Genomic DNA, 18,255 nt, shown 5'->3' on the forward strand with positions numbered 1-18,255 from the left:
CAGAAAGTATACAGGCTCTTTAAGCCTGGTAGTAGGGCTATTGGCTTGCCCCACAGGTGTGAGGTACACACCACACCTGTGTTGCCCTATTGAGTAGAATATCCACCCAGTAGGGAAGACGGCCTGAAATTCGGAGCTGTCAAGAATCCTCGCCCCTTCCAGGGCGGGGAGAAGTCAAATGTTTGTTTCCATGTAGTACCATAACTTATGGAGCACGTAAATCATCGGGGCTAGCAATTAAATCAGCACTCAGGATAAAATAAAAAGCATGCGCGAAACAGCTGCTACGTTTTCATTCTGGCTGTTATCAATCATAAGCTGGGGGGTACCTTATGCGCATTTTATACTTTGAACCCTATTCATGTAAAAGGCGACATGCATTGGTCGTGGAGTGCATAGAGCGCATAAAGCAGGGGCAGACGGCGTTGTACATACTGCCTTCAAGGGAAGCCATGTTTGACGTGAGGCGGCTTTTTGCCGAACAAATGGGGGGTATCTTCAACTGCCACGTTTTTGGCTTTGATGACCTGGAACGGATGATGTTGGAGAATGAGCTGAGGAAGAAGCGCGTGATCGACGATACCGAGAAAAGGGTCATATTGAGGCAGTTGGTTGAGGGGCTTTCGGAGGATAATTTTTTCAGGCGAGTGAGATACAAGCAGGGCTTTTTAAATCTTATGATTGATACCATAAGGCTTTTTAAGCGCTCGTGCGTCACGCCCGATGAATTTTGGGTCAGGACCTCGAGGTTTCACGGCAGATTACTTGAAAAGTGCCGGGGTGTGTACGAAATCTACCAGCAGTATGAGAGGTTTAAGGTGCGTAGGAATCTCATGGACATAGAAGACATTTCGATTGAGGCCATCAAGGCGTGCAAGGATGCCAAAATATTGAAAGCCACGGGCGTTATAGTCATAGATGGGTTTGTAAACGTGGACCCCGTGAACTTGAACCTGGTCAGCAGCATAATGGAGAGCCATCCCGATATTCCCATATACGTCAATGTACCATTTAAAAATGACTATAATCGAGAGTTTGTGATGGAGGAGATAGTCAAGGATTTTGAGGGATTGGGATTTGAGCGCGTAGAAGCCGGTGTTGATGCTGGTTCCAATCTTGAGGAGCTGGCCAGAAGGCTTTATTCCGGAGGGGCAAGCGTAAGGATTGATGGCGAAAGCCTACAAATACTGAACAGCCCGTGTATTGACCATGAGATAAGGACGGCGGCCAGGCGAATAAAAGGGCTTATACAGGATTCAAACGTGAATCCCTCTGATATAGCCGTTGTGGTTGCTGACATGGATGGCTACAGGGATAAGGTTCTAGAGGTATTTAGGGAGTATGGCATCCCCATAAAGGCTCGAAGGCAAAACGGCTTGGTGTCGATCCCCTTGATAAAGGATATAATGTCGCTGCTAAAATTTGTGCTCTATCAGGAGGAGAGGGACAGCGCTTTTGTATCCATAGTTACCTCCAAGTATCTGTTGCCGTTTGACGTCCTGCATCATGAAGGGTTTGAGGTTGCAAGGCTGCTTGCTATTGCCGAGCGCATACTTGGAGAGTATTCTGGACAGCCCGGGATGTACTTTGCGGAATTTTTAAAAGGGTACGCTGAGACAGCGCAGGACGATGCAGCCAGGGCAGGTATGGAGGAGTACATAGGCGTGGTCACCGAATTTTTAAGCAGGCTGGAAAGCCTTGTGAATGCCCAAAATTCCAGCCCGGTGGAGCTTTTTCAGCTCTTTAACGAGCTTTTGAAAAGGCTTAACATAGAGGATAAAATTTCGAAGCTTTACAGCCATGGCCTGCTGGATGTGGAGCTGTGGCTGCGCGATATAGAGGCCGTGAGCAGGATGTTTGACGCCCTGGAACGGTTGTATAAGGCTTACGGGCAGTATTCTTCCGAAAGCGATACCGCAACTTTACAACAGGCTGTCCATGACGTCATATCCGCTTTATCTGAGCAACAGGCCGCTGACCTCAGCGCCGAGAGGGGTGGGGTGAGGCTTATCACCCCTGACCTCATAAGAGGGCAGCGGTACCATGCAGTTTTTGTATTGGGATTGAACGAGGGTATCTTTCCTGTCGGCAGTGGCGGTGTCGGCATATTTGACGGCTACGAAGCTGACAGGCTTTTCGAGGTGGGCATCAATTTGAGGCCATTGCGGTGGGAGCTTGAGCGTGAGAAAATCAGGTTTAATGCCTGCATATCTTCGGCGCGAAAAAGCCTTTATCTGTCGTACAGGACGGCAGATGAGGACGGGAGCGTGATGATCCCCTCGCCTTTTATAGACGAAGTCCTGTCGACTTTGAATGAGCAAAGCCGTAAATCCGTAGTGGCGCAGCCTGTCAGCATGAGGGATAGGATGGCGTTTGATGAAAAACCCTGCAGCACAAGGGAAGCCATAAAGGTCCTGAGCCTGCGCCTCAGGGATGCCAGGGGAGCAAGGCATATCGATTGGGGAGCACCTGCTGAGGAGGCAGCAAACAGGCTAAGGTATTCGGCTCATGCAGCCGATATCGAATTTTCAAGGGAGTTTTGCCCTCAGTTTGATTCCTACGATGGCAGGCTCACGCTGCCGCACCTCAAGCAGCAGGATTTGGAGTATGCCTTCTCTGCTTCGCAGCTCAACAGCTATGTGTGGTGCCCTTTCACCTATTTTGCACAGAGGGTTCTTGACATACAGGCTGAGGATGATACCGCTGAACGGTTTATGGGCATTGGGAGCTTTTATCACTCCGTGCTGAAGGCCTACTATCATGACAATGACGATGTGTTGACGCCCGATATGCAAAGGTTTAACGCCGTCTTTTTTGAGCAGGCACAGGATCTGCACCTCGACCATGTCTTGCCTCCGCTTAAGGACTTTGCTTTGAAGCAGCTGCATAGCGTGCTGGAGAATTTCATCGTCCATGATGCCCGGAACATGGCAAGGTACTATGAGGTTACGGGGCGCATTTTGAAACCGGTGATGCTGGAAGAATTTTTTGAAACCACAATCGATGGATGCAGCGCCGTCATACGGGGCGTAGCAGACAGGGTGGATATGGAGGCCGATGCAAAAGGCCAGTTTACGGGCAGATACATAATATACGATTACAAAAAGAGCGGCATAAAGAGCATAAGGGAATGCATAGAAGGCAGCGATTTTCAGTTGCCGCTGTACCACGCTGCCATCAATGAAATGATAAAGAGGCGGTTTGGAATAGAAAACCCGGAGTGCCTGGCCCTTTTGTATTACAGCATTGAAAGGCTGGAGTGGAACGGCATAATTCGAAAGGACGTAAAGAATGCGCTGTTTGAGGGCAGAAAAGGGCCTAGGACAACTCCTGCCAAAAGCAATATGCAGGTAGTGCTGTCCTGGAGCCTGAAGGAGGCCGCAAAGGTCATAAACAGGATAAGGCAGGGATACTTCATGCCGCAAAAGGAGTGCCCGGCGGGAATCTTCGGCTGTACCTACAGCGGCATGTGCAGGCATGACGAAGCCAGGATGGCCAGAAAGGAGAGGGTGTGAAGGTGCTTCAGGATATATGCAAAAGGTATGGCGTAAACGAGGAGCAGGCCAGGGCCCTTGATACCACTGCCAGCATCGCGGTGCGGGCGGGTGCAGGCTCCGGCAAAACGCGGGTGCTGACGCGGCGCTTCATAAGGCTGATCCTGGAAAATTCCGATGTAGACCTTGACAGCATAGTGGCTATAACCTTTACTCGCAAAGCCGCAGCCGAGATGAAGGACAGGATACGCAAGGAGCTTTCGGACAGGATCCTAAAAAGCAGCAGCCTGGATGAAAAGAAAAGGCTTTCGGGATTGAGGATGCGGATCACCAGCGCCAACATCGATACCATACACGGATTTTGCGCCAAGCTGCTGCGCGAAAACTTTGCGTATCTGGACATCGACCCCGATTTTAAGGTGATGGACGAGATCGACAGGGATATCGTGCTTTCAAGGATAGCCGATGAAGTAATACGGGAGTTTGTCGAGGACCCGCAAAACGCCAAAGTGGTTGCGGCTATTGCCGAAAGATTGCCGGTATCGTTGTTTACCGGGGACCTTAAAGATGGAATTTTATCGGCATTCAAGGCGATGATGGAAAGGGGATGTACGCCAGAGGATCTGAAACCGAGCGTTGGAACCGGAGAAAGCTGTGAAGAAACAGAGCAAAAGGGCAGTAGTGATATTCAAAGCGATAAAGCGGATGGAGAAGCTGATTGCGCTCATGAAAGTGCAAATCATGTTTATGAAGAATCTGACGACGATGGCCCAGGGGACGGTTGCGATGGTGCAACGGACGGCCGGCGGCGTCAAGAACCTGTGCAGGTGGGGCAATACAGCCAAGAGAATGCGGTAAAAGGCGCAGAAGCGGACCTTGTGCACATTTTAGAAGATATGGGCCTGCGGCTGATACGACAGCTGTACAGGAGCTATAGCCAGTACAAGGACAGGGAGAATATGCTCGATTTCAACGATTTGGAGCTTAATGCGTTAAAGCTTCTCAGCAACCCCGATATACAGAAATACTACCATGAGAAGTTTACTGCCATAATGGTAGATGAGTTTCAGGACCTCAATCCCCTTCAAAAGAAAATCCTTGACCTCCTTACCCACGTGGACGGATGTATACCGCAGGGAAGGCTTTTCATAGTGGGAGACTACAAGCAGTCCATATACGGATTCAGGGGTTCGGATTACAGGGTGTTTGAAGAGGGGTGCAGGCAGATCTCTGAGCATGGCGGAAGGGTGGAATACTTGAGCAATTGCTACAGGAGCACCAAAACCATCATAGGTTTTGTCAACGGAGTGTTTAAACACCTATTAGACCCATATGAGCCTTTAAAATACCCCGAGCAACAGAAGGATAAGCGCTACAATGAGCCAAAGGTGGAGCTTATAACATGGGATAAGGAGGCTTTAAAGCAGGTCAAGCCCAGGACCAGATGGGATTTGGCAAAGGGGCTGCTGCTCTCCGAGGATTCGATGGATCAGCTTAAAAAGGTATTGGAAGAGGAATACGAGGATATAGTTTTGGCGGGCAAAAAGGATTACCAGGGAGATGTGATTGCGGCAGCCATTCACAGGCTTGTATCACAAGGCTTTGATTACAGCGACATAGCCATACTTTTAAGGAGCAGGTCCTCGCTGGCGCAGGTCGAACGGGCGCTTACAAACCACCGTATCCCTTACTGCGTGCTTGGGGGAATAGGGTTTTGGAGCAAGCAGGAGGTAACCGACATACTGGCTCTATACAGGTTGGTGTTTTATCCGGATGACAGGCTGGTCCTGCTCACCGTACTGAGATCGCCCATATTCGGATTTTCCGATGACCTTTTGCTCGAACTTGCAGGATTTATGAAAGAACAGGGGATGGAGCATACCAGGCCGGATGCGTTGATGGAGGCTTTTTCAGAAGCTTTGCAGGATGAGAGAGCCTGGGTGGTTCAAAGGGCGGCTTCCATACTTAAAGGGGCCTGTGCCCTTGGCGGGATAACAAATGCAGCGGAATTATTTGATAGGCTCATTGAGCTGACAGGGTATGATGAAATCTTGATGGCCCTGCCCTATGGCGAGAAAAAGCTGCGCAACCTGGAGAAGCTGATGGGAATAGTTGAGCGGTTTGAGGATAAGGGGATATATACAGCCCGGGATTTCCTGGTGTACGTGGATACTCTGAGCAGGTCATCGGCCAGGGAAGAAGAGGCTTCGCTGGACAGCGAGGACAGCAATGCGGTGAAGATATTGACCATCCACGCTTCAAAAGGCCTGGAATTTAGAGCGGTTTTAATACCCGATATGGATCAGGCGCTGGATGCCCAGGCGAAAAAGAATAAACCTCTTTTTCTGCTGGATGAACACAACAACCTGGTGGCCATGGGCGTTGACGGTGAAGGCAAGCTAAATGAGGCGGTAAACCCAGCATACGCCGAGATTTATAACCGTAGGCTGCTGGCAGAGCTTGACGAGTCAAGAAGGCTTTTCTACGTCGCGGCCACCCGTGCACGGGAGTATCTGGGACTGATAGGGCAGCGTCAGGATATAGATGAGGATTATGCCCCTGAAAAGCTGAACAGTTTCATGAAGCAGCTCATGTGGGCCATCCAGCAATCCGGCACCATTGCAGAGTTGGCCGAGGTGAAGGCAGAGGAGCTACTGCCTCTTGAGGCGGAGTGGGATGAAGGTGGCCAAGCCGTTTTGAAGAGCATTGATGCCGACGACGCCTTTACGCTGAGGTTAAAACCCCTGGATGCTTCCCGCGAAGGGAGCATAAGCATATCATCCTGGCTGAAATACAGGGGCTGTCCCAGGAGGTTTTACCTTGAAAATATATTAAACCTCAGACAGGACAGCCGCGCATCTCTGCATGAATTGCTGGAAGAGAGGATGGATGAGTGGGCAGGTGAGACCACACCTGTTGATTTAGGGATAAACGTTCATCTTTTGCTAAAGGAAGTCGATGTGGCTGATTTGCCCGGATTGAAAATCGAAACCTTGACCGAGTTTGCCAGGGAACTGGGCATCGATATCCAGCGCTATGTGTCGGCGCTTAAAGGATATATGCAGGGGTTGTGTAAGATAGAGAAACAGCGCGCAAAAGAGGTACGAGGCCAACTGCTCGATAGCTTGAGAGAATACGCCTTTAGGGTGCCCATCGATGAGGGCCTTTACTTCTCAGGGATCGTCGATAGGGTGGATATTTACCGGGGAGAAGGGCGTCTCAGGGCTACCGTCATAGATTATAAAACCAATCGCGTAAACAGCCTTGCTGAAGCCGAGGAAAAGGCGATGTACTATCACGACCAGCTTGTCTGTTACGCCTGGGCTTTGAATAAGGTACTCCATTACAAGGGTGAAAGGGTAATTGTGGACGAGGCGGTTATATATTTCTTAAACGCAGGCCGGGCTATAAGCGTCCCGATCAATAAAGGATATGCCGAGAAAATAATTGACGAGATGGTGGCTGAGTCGCCTGCTTTGCTGGGCATGAAACCGTTTGATGAGTACAAACCTAAAAAATCCGAGGCATGTGCTTTGTGTCCGGTGAGAAGGTTTTGCGATGTGGTCGTGGAAAGTTTTTGAATTTTTTATGAGAAATGCTTGCGTTTATGTTATATTATATCTATAATAATCATGAAATTATATATTTTTTAGGAGAAAAAGTCAATTCAGTGAATTGGAGGCATAATATGGTCACAGCGGATCAACTACTGGTTAAACAGATAAACAAATCAATAGTGCTCAATACCATAAGAAAGAAAGAGGTTATTTCAAGGGCTGGTATTGCCGAATTTACAGGTTTAAACAAGTCCACCGTTTCCTTTCTGGTAGATGAACTTATAAAGGAAGGACTTGTAAAGGAAATAGGGCCTGGTGAATCAAAGGGTGGCAGAAAGCCAATTATGTTGACGATAAATGATAAAGGAGGTTGTGTAATAGGCGTTGATTTGGGCGTAAATTATATTTTGACCGTTTTAACTGATTTGGTAGGGAATGAGCTGTGGGAAAAGAAAGTAGATATAAAGCTGGGAGAAGACAAAGAGAAAGTTATTGACCTTTTGATGCAATCAATTGAGGAGGCAATTGAGAATGCGCCCAGGACAGTGAAAGGTATTACGGGCATTGGAATAGGTGTACCCGGAATTGTGGATTATAGGAAGGGAACTGTGTTGATGGCTCCCAACCTCAAATGGAAGGATGTACCTCTCAAAGAGATGGTGGAAGAAAAATTTAAAATAAAGGTACATATTGATAACGAGGCAAATGTGGGTGCAGTGGGGGAAAAATGGTTTGGGGTTGGGATTGAATGCAGCAATTTTGTTTACGTCAGCGCAGGAATAGGGATAGGAACAGGTATAATAGTTAACGGGGAGCTTTACAGAGGCGCATCTGGATTAGCGGGCGAAATAGGACATGCAACAATAAATATATATGACGAACTGTGCAACTGCGGGAATACCGGCTGCTGGGAAAACTATGCTTCTGAAAGAGCATTGCTGGATTACATGCAAGCTCAGTTGAAGCAAGGAAAGCAGGATAAATATATAAACAGTCAGAATATCAGTGACTTAAACGCTTTGCGCATTATAGATTTTGCGCATAAGGGGAGCAGTATTGCCATAGAGGGGTTAAGGGAGATAGGCAAGAATCTTGGTGTAGGAATAATAAATTTGATAAACACATTTAATCCGGAAATGGTAATTATTGGGAATACATTGTCCCTTGCAGAGGATATTATCCTGCCTGAGATTTTGGATGAGGTAAGCAAGAAATGCTTTGTATATAAGTATCACAAGGTGAAAATCAGAACTTCAAAATTGAAATTTCATGCAGGAGCTATGGGGGCTGTATCGCTTGTTATATCAAAATTGTTTGCGCACCCTGAATTTTAATTTTGCTATGCAAGAATAGTACTTTTGTAAGTTTATCCAGACGACTAATTATGTTATAATAATATCTGCAATTGCATAAATGATAAAAGGAGTGAACGGCGTGAAAGTAGTTTTTAGATGGTTTGGAGAAAATGACGATAGCGTAACTCTTGAACAGATACGTCAAATACCGGGGGTAACCGGTGTTGTTTCTGCATTGTTTGATATCCCCGTGGGAGAAGTGTGGCCTTTAGAGAGGATACTTGCTTTAAAAAAGAAGATAGAGGATCACGGTTTAAAATTGGAGGTAATAGAAAGCGTTAATGTACATGAGGACATAAAACTGGGTTTACCGACCCGAGATCGTTACATCGAAAACTATATAGAGACCATAAAGAACCTGGGGCAGGCCGGTATTAAGGTGCTGTGTTATAATTTCATGCCAGTGTTTGACTGGATACGCACCGATTTAGCCATGAAGTTGCCCGATGGCTCGGAAGTCATGGCATATGACGATAATGTGATCAGGGATTTGGATCCCATTGAACTGATCAATGAGATGGAATCCGGCTCAAGGGGATATTCGCTACCCGGTTGGGAACCTTACAGGCTGAAAGAGATAAGAAGGCTATTCGAACTTTATAAGGATGTTGATGAGGAAAAGCTGTTCCAGAATCTGAAATATTTTCTTGAAAGTATAGTCCCGGTTTGTGAAAAATACGATGTGAAGCTGGCTATTCATCCGGATGATCCGCCATGGTCAGTATTTAAGCTGCCGCGAATTGTTACCAACAAAGAAAATTTGGACAGGATAATCAATCTTGTTGATAGTCCATACAATGGGCTTACGCTGTGTACCGGTTCGCTGGGAGCCAATTTGAAAAACAACCTACCCGAAATGATAAGATATTTTGGCGGCAAGGGTAGGATACATTTTGCTCATATAAGAAATATAAAGGTTGAAAAGCAGGGGGTTTTTTATGAGACGTCACACCTGTCTTCAGATGGTTCGTTTGATATGTTTGAAATCATGAAAGCCTATTACGATATAGGCTTTGATGGGTATATGCGCCCTGACCATGGAAGAATGATATGGGGCGAAAAGGCACGGCCGGGATATGGCCTGTATGATAGGGCTCTGGGGATAATGTATTTGCTCGGGCTTTGGGAAGCGATTGACAAGATGAGCAAAAAGTAAGAGTTGGGAGATGGAGTGATGGATAGTGGATTTGAATAAAAGCAATGTTTACGAGTGCTGGTTAAATTATAAACATTTACCCCATAATTTTGATGATGAATATAAAAGGTTTTGTAGCTATATTGTAGCCAAAAGCAACCCTCCTATTATAAATTCTGCACTTGAGGAGCTTAAATTTGCATTTACTAGGTTTATGGGGCGTATGCCTGAGGTGTTGGATTCTTATCCTGATTCCGATTGTATACTTGTGGGCACTCTAGATGATGCAGCGGATGAAGCGCTAAGGGTAAGCCGCGGCGATTTACCTGAAGATGGGTTTATGGTGCACAAATTTGAGCGCAACGGTAAAAATGTACTGGCTGTTATAGGCAAAAACGAAAAAGGAGCATTGTATGGGGTATTTCATCTTTTAAGGTCGATGTGTTGTGGAAAACCACTTGCTCAGGTACAGGGCATCGATGGTCCGCGTAACCCATTGAGGGTTATAAACCACTGGGATAATTTGAGCGGCGATATAGAAAGGGGATATGCAGGAAAATCCATATTTTTTAAGGATAACAGGATTGTCAGCGATTTGAGCAGAGTTAAGGATTATGCACGGCTTCTGGCATCTGTAGGTGTAAACGGCGTTGCCATCAACAATGTCAATGTACATCAGGTAGAGACACGCCTTATAACCGACGAATTCTTGCCTGATGTGGCAAGAATTGCTGACGTATTTAGGCAATACGGAATCAAATTGTATTTAAGTATAAATTTCGCCGCCCCTGTGGAGATAGGTGGTTTGCCCACTGCTGATCCCCTGGATGAGTCGGTCAAAAAGTGGTGGAGGGATGTAGCCGATAATATCTATAAATACATTCCAGATTTTGGTGGCTTTGTTGTCAAAGCCGATTCGGAATTCAGGCCAGGACCCTTTACTTACGGCAGAAATCACGCCGAGGGGGCAAACATGCTGGCAGAGGCTTTGAAACCTCACGGCGGTGTGGTTTTCTGGAGGGCTTTTGTATACAATTGCCAGGTTGACTGGAGAGACCGAAGTGTGGATAGAGCTAAGGCCGCATATGAGAACTTCAAACCGCTAGATGGAAAGTTTTTGGACAACGTAATTGTGCAGATTAAGAACGGCCCAATGGATTTCCAGATAAGAGAACCGGTCTCTCCGTTGTTTGGCGCCATGGAAAAAACCAACGTTGCTGTAGAATTTCAAATTACTCAAGAGTATACGGGTCAGCAAAAGGACCTGTGTTATCTGGTTACTATGTGGAAAGAGGTATTGGATTTTGATACTTATGCAAAGGGGCAGGGGTCAACAGTCAGCAAGGTTGTCAGCGGTTCGCTTTTTAGGATGGAATACGGGGGCGTAGTGGGCGTTTCGAATATTGGGGACAGCAAATGCTGGACCGGCCATCCGCTGGCACAGGCTAACTTATACGGGTTTGGGCGATTGGGATGGAACCCTGAACTGTCTGCCCAGGAGATAGCAGAAGAATGGGTAAAGTTGACTTTCGGCCACGACAAACAAGTTGTAGACACGATAGTGTCCATGCTGATGGCTTCCAGGGATATTTATGAGAAATATACGGCTCCGCTGGGGATAGGGTGGATGGTAAATCCGGGGCATCATTATGGCCCAAATGTAGATGGATACGAGTATTCGCACTGGGGTACGTATCATTATGCCGATTGGAAAGGGATTGGCGTTGACAGGACGGTAGCTACCGGGACAGGATTTACTGCGCAGTACAGGGAACCGGTAGCCAGCATGTACGAGAACATAGAGACCTGTCCCGATGAGCTTCTGCTGTTTTTCCATCATGTGCCGTATACTCATAAGTTGAAATCTGGTAAAACGGTAATACAACATATATATGATACTCATTTTGAAGGAGCGGAAGAAGCTGAGGGGTTAAAGGAAAAATGGCTAACGCTAAAAGGGAAAGTTGACGATGAAATATTTGACATGGTTTTAGAAAGATTGGAAATGCAGATCAAAAACGCCATTGAATGGCGGGATGTAGTAAATACTTATTTTTACAGAAAAACCGGTATTGATGATATACACGGGAGAAAAATTTATAAATAGGTGATAAGAGCTGCTTCACTGGTTGGTGGGGCAGCTCTTTTTAATATAATTCTTAATAAAATTGAGGATTTGATGATTCCTTATTGAATTGGTATATTGACAAATGTGAGAGCCAAGGGTTATAATTATACTGCAACCCCACCCTAGGTAGGGTAGGGTAGTTTGGGATTTGTGGTTATGTTAGAAATCATGAAGCGGTCATAATTATGTTACGAATCACGAAATGGGTGTAATTATTATAATTATGTTGCCAATCACGATACGGCCATAGGTAGGTATGTTATGAATCATGAAATGGTCATAATTATGCTACGGATTACGAAACGGTCACAATGATGATTTGGTTGGAATCACAACCGAATCAAAAGAGGAAAATATAAAAGAGGTGGAATAAGATATGGCAAAACGGACTTTCAGCATTACTGGAATGACGTGTGCGGCATGCGCGAGGGCCATAGAGAGAAGCGTCAGCAAAGTAGATGGCGTAAAGTCGGCCAGCGTGAATTTTGCCACCGAAAAGCTGACGGTGGAGTTTGATGAAGGCAAAGTGGATTTGAGCAGGATAAAAGAGGCGGTTGAAAAGGCCGGATATGGAGTGCAGGAGGATGAGGAGCCCAGCAGAAGAGAGGTAAGTATCTCCATAGGTGGGATGACATGTGCGGCCTGTGCAAAGGCAATTGAAAGGGCCATAAAGAGGCTGCCCGGTATTGACGAGGTAAGCGTCAATTTAGCCACAGAAAAGGCCAGGGTAGTATATAATCCTGCTATGATACGGCTGTCGGAAATAAAACAGGCCATCATCAAGGCCGGGTATAAACCGCTGGAGGCGGAAGACGGGGAGCAACGGGTCGATCAGGAGAAGTTGCGCCGCCAAAGGGAGCTTAAGGATTTGAGGACCAGGTTGGTAGTATCCATAATATTTGCGGTGCCGCTTCTGTACATCGCCATGGGGCATATGCTGGGATTGCCGCTGCCCGAGGTTATCATGCCCGATATGCATCCCTTGAATTTTTCTATGGTTCAGCTGCTGCTTACCCTCCCTATTGTGGTTGCGGGCTATAGATTTTATACTGTAGGGTTTGGTAACCTGATAAGGCGCCACCCCAATATGGATTCGTTGATAGCGGTAGGTACCAGCGCGGCGTTTGTGTACGGCGTTTATGCCATATTTAGGATAGCTGCCGGGCATACCGAATATGCTATGAACCTGTATTTCGAATCGGCCGGCGTTATAATCACCTTGATCTTGCTTGGCAGATACCTGGAGTCCATTGCCAAGGGCAAGACTTCCGAAGCCATAAGAAGGCTTATGGACCTTTCGCCCAGGACAGCGGTGGTTATACACGAGGACAAGGAATTGACGATTCCAGTCGAAGAAGTCGAGGTAGGGGATATACTGCTTGTGAGGCCGGGGGATAGGATTCCGGTTGACGGGGAAGTTATAGATGGGAGGACCTCGGTGGATGAGTCCATGCTGACCGGCGAGAGCATTCCGGTGGAGAAAGTGCCCGGCAGCAAAGTGGTAGGGGGTAGCATAAACAAGAACGGTACCATAAAGATGAAGGCCACAAAAGTAGGTAAGGATACCGTTTTAGCCCAGATCATAAAGCTGGTGGAGGAAGCACAGGGTTCCAAGGCGCCCATAGCCAAGCTGGCCGATGTCATATCCGGATACTTTGTGCCGGTGGTCATCGCCATTGCGGTTGTCGCGGCCGTGGCTTGGATTCTGACGGGTGAATCGGCTATCTTCGCCCTCACGATATTCATATCAGTGCTGGTGATAGCCTGCCCGTGTGCTCTCGGCCTTGCAACTCCCACCGCCATCATGGTGGGTACTGGCAAAGGCGCCGAATATGGTATACTGATTAAAAGTGGTGAGGCGCTTGAAATGGCGCACAGGATAGATACGGTTGTGCTGGATAAGACCGGTACCATAACCGAAGGCAAACCGAAGGTGACCGATATTATAACAAGCGGTTTTATCAGCGAGGACGAACTGCTGCGCCTGTCGGCTTCGGCCGAAGTAGCGTCCGAGCATCCACTGGGTGAGGCCATTGTAAGAAGTGCCAGGGAAAGGAACATGGAGCTTGCTTGGGCAGAAAGCTTTGAAGCCATCCCGGGTCAGGGCATCGAGGTAGTCACCCAGGGCAAGCAGGTCCTTTTGGGCAACAGGAAGCTTATGGAGGATAGAAATGTCGAGATTACGCTTCAGCAGGAGTACGACAGGCTGGCTGAAGAAGGCAAGACGCCCATGTTCGTTGCCGTGGATGGTAAGCTTGCCGGCATCATAGCGGTATCCGACGTCATAAAGCCTACGAGCAGAAAAGCAGTAGAACGGCTTCACAAAATGGGCATAAAGGTGGTAATGATAACCGGGGATAACGCTCGAACCGCTCAGGCCATAGCAAAGCAGGTGGGTATAGACATGGTACTGGCCGAGGTGCTGCCTCAGGATAAAGCCAACGAAGTCAAAAGGCTTCAGGAACAGGGCAGGAAAGTTGCAATGGTGGGTGATGGCATCAACGACGCTCCGGCTCTGGTGCAAGCAGATGTAGGGATCGCTATAGGGTCGGGTACTGATGTGGCCATGGAATCAGCCGATATTGTGCTTATGAAGAGCGATTTGATGGATGTACCGGCGGCAATACAGCTCAGCAAAGCGACTATCAGAAACATCAAACAGAACCTGTTTTGGGCCTTCGCATACAACACTGCCGGTATTCCCATAGCCGCCGGAGTTTTGCACCTGTTCGGCGGGCCTTTGCTGAATCCCATGATAGCGGCATTGGCCATGGCATTAAGCTCCGTATCGGTTGTGACAAACGCCTTGAGGCTTAAGAGGTTTAAACCCAGACTGGATTGATACGCATTATTTTCAGTAGGCCACCCATGTAGTGCTTGCTTTGAGGATTATGCTGGATTTGGGGATCATCAAAGCATAGAGCAAAAAGATGAAAAATGATCAAAGATTGGGATAGAAAATTTTAGAAAGGGGGTGTTTTTATGGGAAAGAAGATATTTATCGAAGGGATGTCCTGCCAGCACTGCGTAAACCACGTTACTGAGGCGCTTAAGGAAATACCCGGCGTGAAAACGGTTGACGTGGATTTAAAGGGCAAATATGCCATTGTTGAAGCAGACCGCCAAATCGATGACAGTGAAATAAAGAATGCAATAGAAGAAGCAGGATACGAGGTTGTGAAGATAGAATAGTTTTGTGTACACAGGTTTATTTATTATCGATTTATTTTTGTTGGCATCGGTTTATTGTAACCCGTAAGCTCGGAGGGTCTCTCCAGCTTACGGGTTAAAGATTCAGTTTTCATTTTGTTTCATCTTGCGGAACCCCTCAAGGCAGAAGCCCAAGCCGTACCACTCACAGTTTTGACACAAGTTTTTGAATTTCTCTTCTTCCAAGGTTTTTATCCTTTGGTAGGCGTTTTTTACGGTAATTTTATCGGTGGTTAAAAAGTCTATGATAAATTCGTCTTTTTTTCTCACCTTATCATTATTAATACAAAGACCATTGAGTAATTTGGGACAACTTTTGCAGATTTCGTCTGCGTGAACTTCAAGTTTAAGTATAAGCTCAGGGCTCCCGAGAATTTGGGCTCGAATGCGAGAAAAGTTTTGAACAAACCGGTGGTTGTAACCCAAACCGCGAAATCCCAGAAAGCATAGAAGGTGATGCGCCCTTAGGCTAACCATTGATATTAACACCTGCCCTGGGTAGTGCCCTGTCTATGTATTTTGACAAAACGATGGCTATGACCCCTTTTAGTATGTCCAAAGGAATGAAGGGCAAGGTACCGACTGCCAAAGCCTCACGTATGGATGATCTGGTTGTAAAAGCCAACTGCACTGTTCCGGTGAAATATATTATGACTAGAGAAACCAGCAGCCCTAAAATCTTACCTTTTAAACTGAATTTGGCGAGTTCTACAATGTATCCGCCAACTAATCCGCTTATGACGAACCCTGCAATGTATCCGCCCGTTGGCCCCAGTATGATGCCTATGCCTCCTTGAGCTTGAGCAAACACCGGCAGTCCTATAGCTCCCAGAAGTAAATATGTAAGCATTCCCCAAAATGCCTTTTTGCCCAGCAAAAATATGCCTAAAAAAATTCCGAAGACCTGGAGAGTAAAGGGAACACCGCCGGGAAGGGGTATGGCAATCTGGGCCAGGACGGCTGTGATGGTTGCCAGCAAGGCAGTTTGTACTATGGTTCTGATTGTCAACTTAAAACACCTCCATGGTTTACAATTTATTTATAAAATACTCTAAATGATAAAAAAAGTCAATAGAAAATTAATGAACAAGATATCATAAATGGTATAAAATGTGGTAAAATGTATTTGATTGACGGATACGGGAGTGAGCGTTATGGACAACAATACAAGGCGGCAGGTGCTCAATCTTTTGAAAACCTCAAGAGGTCAGATCGATGGCATAATCAAAATGGTAGAGGACGATCGGTACTGCGTCGATATATCCAAGCAGATACTGGCGGTACAGGCTTTACTCAAGAAGGCAAACCTGAAAATACTGGATCAGCACATAAAGAACTGCGTCAGGCAAGCATTCACCGAGGGCCATGGCGAGGAAAAGGTAAATGAGATAATGGAGCTCATTGACAAGTACGCCAAGTAGCGTGTTTGATGGCTTTATTTATCATGCTGTCGTGCTCTCTTTGAATGCACTTGAATATATACTTCACATAAGGGGCGTAGGAATTTGTTACTGCGCTTTACTGGATATTAATGGGATTATAGTGATGGCGGCGAAAACGCAATAACACTGGTTGTTTTGTACGCACAGAAATATTGACAATACTTTTTGTTGGAGGGATACGTCTATGGAAAAGGTCATACACGGCGTGAAGATTGAGTGCGTTCAGGGGGATATAACCAAACAGGAAGGTTTTGATGCAATAGTGAATGCAGCTAATGCTCAGCTCATGCCTGGAGGAGGCGTCGCCGGTGCTATTCATCGGGCAGCCGGGCCTGGCCTGGCCGAGGAGTGTAGGCCTCTGGCGCCCATAAAGCCTGGACAAGCCGTTATAACCGGTGGACACAACCTGCCCAACCGCTATGTCATCCACTGCCTTGGGCCGGTATATGGCGTTGACCAGCCTTCTGATAAGCTGCTGGCTGACTGTTACAGAAACGCGCTGAAGTTGGCTGAACAGCACGGCATAACCTCCATAGCTTTTCCTGCCATTTCAACCGGTATATTCGGATATCCTATGGAGGAGGCCGCCAGGGTGGCGTTTGAAGCGATATTTGAGCTGATTCCTTCGCTTAAATCGATAAAGGTAATCCGATTTGTCCTGTGGGACAGGAAGGCTCTGGAGATTCATGAGAGGGTGTTGGGGAATATGTTTTGATTACGTCAAGTTCTTCAATTCTCATTTTGAACAATTCCCCTTTACTCACTCTTAATCTACAAATATTGTGGTTAATTTAAGCTTGCCTGTTTCATTTTCTTCCATCTAAAACCGTCGCTTCAGATTTATTATGATATGCAGTATAGTTGGATTACAAGGGTTCTGATTGTTCAGAAATAAACCGACCGTTTTTTGCAATGCTAACTGGAAAAAAATTCAATTTGAAAAACGCTTAAGATCTGTTCTCTTAAATGTCCATTCAGGTGTAATTAATGTATCGCCAAATTTAATGGAATACCATGGACTAATTTGCGGATCCTGGGGATTTTTTAGAATATGGATATCCTGCGCAGGCATGTAGCTTTGAGCCAGCAAAAACAGCTTCTCTCCAGTCTGGGCGTGCATGGCCATATCCACCACTATAACACAGTGCCCTGGACTGCCTCCCTGGATGAATACATCGCCAATTTCCATATCCTCTATCATAACAGGTTTCATCTCTTTAGATAAAGATAATGTGCCTGCATAAGAGAATACAGTATCAAGATATCTCCGAAAAGTGTTGTAGTCATCAGAATAGGCAGAAGTCTTCACCCAGTTTGCTTTATTGCCGGCTACTACTATCCTGTAGCCGTGCATCCATTTGACAAATTCGGCGTTAAAGCCGTTTGTAAAGTTAAAATGAATCTTATCATACTGCTTCTGCTTGTATAAATATTCCGCTCTTAATCGAATTACTGCATCAGCGCATTGCTGCAGGTCCTTGTCACCTATATCCATATCTATTACCGCTTCATGTACATCGTGATTCTTTTCCCTTCCGTCGTAATACTTAACCTTTGAGCCATGGGGTTTTAAAGGGAGGGTCCTCAAGTAATATCCAAATGATCCTTCTTCTACTTTTATGCGTTCAAATCCTTCCGGAGGATTGATTCTATCCTCTATTGTCCTTCCCAACGGATTTATAATCAAGTTCATATTATTCCGTTGACCATGCGGATTGGGAACAACCGTATCAGTAGAGGAGTTTGTTTCATAAGGCGTTTTACCCAAAGTATTTGAATTCAGCAGGTTATCCTGACCTCTTGTAATTGAATTTTTGTCGTTTGATACGTCTTTCTGGCAATAAGGAATGATGAACAGTACTATAATGATTATGGCCAGCCATTTTCTCATATCTAATCTCCTCCAATTCAATTACAAATTTCATACCTCCTCG

The 18,255-nt window shown here is 46.3% G+C and carries 12 protein-coding genes; 9 read left to right on the forward strand and 3 right to left on the reverse strand.

Features of this window, described 5'->3' with window-relative positions; genetic code table 11:
- The first annotated feature begins 332 nt into the window (after positions 1-332).
- From BM241_RS08690 to BM241_RS08720, 7 genes are all read left to right on the forward strand, one after another.
- On the forward strand, positions 333-3,515 hold the full coding sequence (locus BM241_RS08690; protein ID WP_092282538.1) for a PD-(D/E)XK nuclease family protein: 3,183 nt from the start codon (positions 333-335) through the stop codon (positions 3,513-3,515).
- Positions 3,512-7,075: a UvrD-helicase domain-containing protein gene (locus tag BM241_RS08695; protein ID WP_092282539.1), complete on the forward strand. Its 3,564-nt coding sequence runs from the start codon at positions 3,512-3,514 to the stop codon at positions 7,073-7,075. Before BM241_RS08690 ends, BM241_RS08695 begins: the two co-directional genes overlap by 4 nt.
- Positions 7,076-7,182: 107 nt before the next feature.
- Positions 7,183-8,385 (forward strand): ROK family transcriptional regulator, encoded by a 1,203-nt coding sequence (locus BM241_RS08700; RefSeq protein ID WP_092282540.1) that lies wholly within the window; start codon positions 7,183-7,185, stop codon positions 8,383-8,385.
- Between the two features lie 100 nt (positions 8,386-8,485).
- The gene (gene uxuA / locus BM241_RS08705) at positions 8,486-9,562 is read left to right on the forward strand and encodes a mannonate dehydratase (RefSeq protein ID WP_025747438.1); all 1,077 of its coding nucleotides are present in this window, start codon (positions 8,486-8,488) and stop codon (positions 9,560-9,562) included.
- 25 nt (positions 9,563-9,587) lie between these two features.
- Complete coding sequence (locus BM241_RS08710; RefSeq protein ID WP_242948340.1) at positions 9,588-11,648, forward strand: alpha-glucuronidase family glycosyl hydrolase; 2,061 nt, start codon at positions 9,588-9,590, stop codon at positions 11,646-11,648.
- Between the two features lie 397 nt (positions 11,649-12,045).
- Entirely contained in the window at positions 12,046-14,511 is a 2,466-nt protein-coding gene (locus tag BM241_RS08715) for a heavy metal translocating P-type ATPase (protein WP_092282542.1), read from the forward strand.
- 140 nt (positions 14,512-14,651) lie between these two features.
- Positions 14,652-14,861 carry a heavy-metal-associated domain-containing protein gene (locus tag BM241_RS08720; protein ID WP_025747435.1) on the forward strand — a complete coding sequence of 70 codons (210 nt, stop codon included), beginning with the start codon at positions 14,652-14,654 and terminating at the stop codon, positions 14,859-14,861.
- Between the two features lie 102 nt (positions 14,862-14,963).
- On the opposite strand, the gene BM241_RS13175 is transcribed toward BM241_RS08720, so the two are convergent.
- On the reverse strand, positions 14,964-15,356 hold the full coding sequence (locus BM241_RS13175; protein WP_092282543.1) for a DUF1284 domain-containing protein: 393 nt from the start codon (positions 15,354-15,356) through the stop codon (positions 14,964-14,966).
- Positions 15,349-15,888, reverse strand: a complete 540-nt coding sequence (locus tag BM241_RS08730; RefSeq protein ID WP_177206137.1) for a biotin transporter BioY — start codon at positions 15,886-15,888, stop codon at positions 15,349-15,351. Before BM241_RS08730 ends, BM241_RS13175 begins: the two co-directional genes overlap by 8 nt.
- Positions 15,889-16,033: 145 nt before the next feature.
- On the opposite strand from BM241_RS08730, the gene BM241_RS08735 reads away from it, so the two are divergent.
- Together BM241_RS08735 and BM241_RS08740 are read left to right on the forward strand one after the other, a co-directional pair.
- A complete protein-coding gene (locus BM241_RS08735) occupies positions 16,034-16,300 on the forward strand; it encodes a metal-sensing transcriptional repressor (protein ID WP_092282545.1) in 267 nt (88 codons plus the stop codon).
- Positions 16,301-16,505: 205 nt separating this feature from the next.
- Positions 16,506-17,036, forward strand: coding sequence for a macro domain-containing protein (locus BM241_RS08740; protein ID WP_025747431.1), 531 nt, complete (start codon positions 16,506-16,508; stop codon positions 17,034-17,036).
- Positions 17,037-17,252: 216 nt separating this feature from the next.
- Here BM241_RS08740 and BM241_RS08745 read toward each other — a convergent pair whose 3' ends face one another.
- Positions 17,253-18,212: a DUF4846 domain-containing protein gene (locus tag BM241_RS08745; protein WP_207648988.1), complete on the reverse strand. Its 960-nt coding sequence runs from the start codon at positions 18,210-18,212 to the stop codon at positions 17,253-17,255.
- Positions 18,213-18,255: the final 43 nt, after the last annotated feature.

This window comes from Caldicoprobacter faecalis, from assembly GCF_900115765.1.
Taxonomy (GTDB): Bacteria; Bacillota; Clostridia; order Caldicoprobacterales; family Caldicoprobacteraceae; genus Caldicoprobacter; species Caldicoprobacter oshimai.

Coding starts and splice junctions, on each gene's coding strand:
- BM241_RS08715 (WP_092282542.1), top strand. CDS start 12,046: ATGGCAAAACGGACTTTCAGCATTACTGGAATGACGTGTGCGGCATGC.
- BM241_RS08690 (WP_092282538.1), top strand. CDS start 333: ATGCGCATTTTATACTTTGAACCCTATTCATGTAAAAGGCGACATGCA.
- BM241_RS08740 (WP_025747431.1), top strand. CDS start 16,506: ATGGAAAAGGTCATACACGGCGTGAAGATTGAGTGCGTTCAGGGGGAT.
- BM241_RS08700 (WP_092282540.1), top strand. CDS start 7,183: ATGGTCACAGCGGATCAACTACTGGTTAAACAGATAAACAAATCAATA.
- BM241_RS13175 (WP_092282543.1), bottom strand. CDS start 15,356: ATGGTTAGCCTAAGGGCGCATCACCTTCTATGCTTTCTGGGATTTCGC.
- BM241_RS08720 (WP_025747435.1), top strand. CDS start 14,652: ATGGGAAAGAAGATATTTATCGAAGGGATGTCCTGCCAGCACTGCGTA.
- BM241_RS08735 (WP_092282545.1), top strand. CDS start 16,034: ATGGACAACAATACAAGGCGGCAGGTGCTCAATCTTTTGAAAACCTCA.
- BM241_RS08745 (WP_207648988.1), bottom strand. CDS start 18,212: ATGAGAAAATGGCTGGCCATAATCATTATAGTACTGTTCATCATTCCT.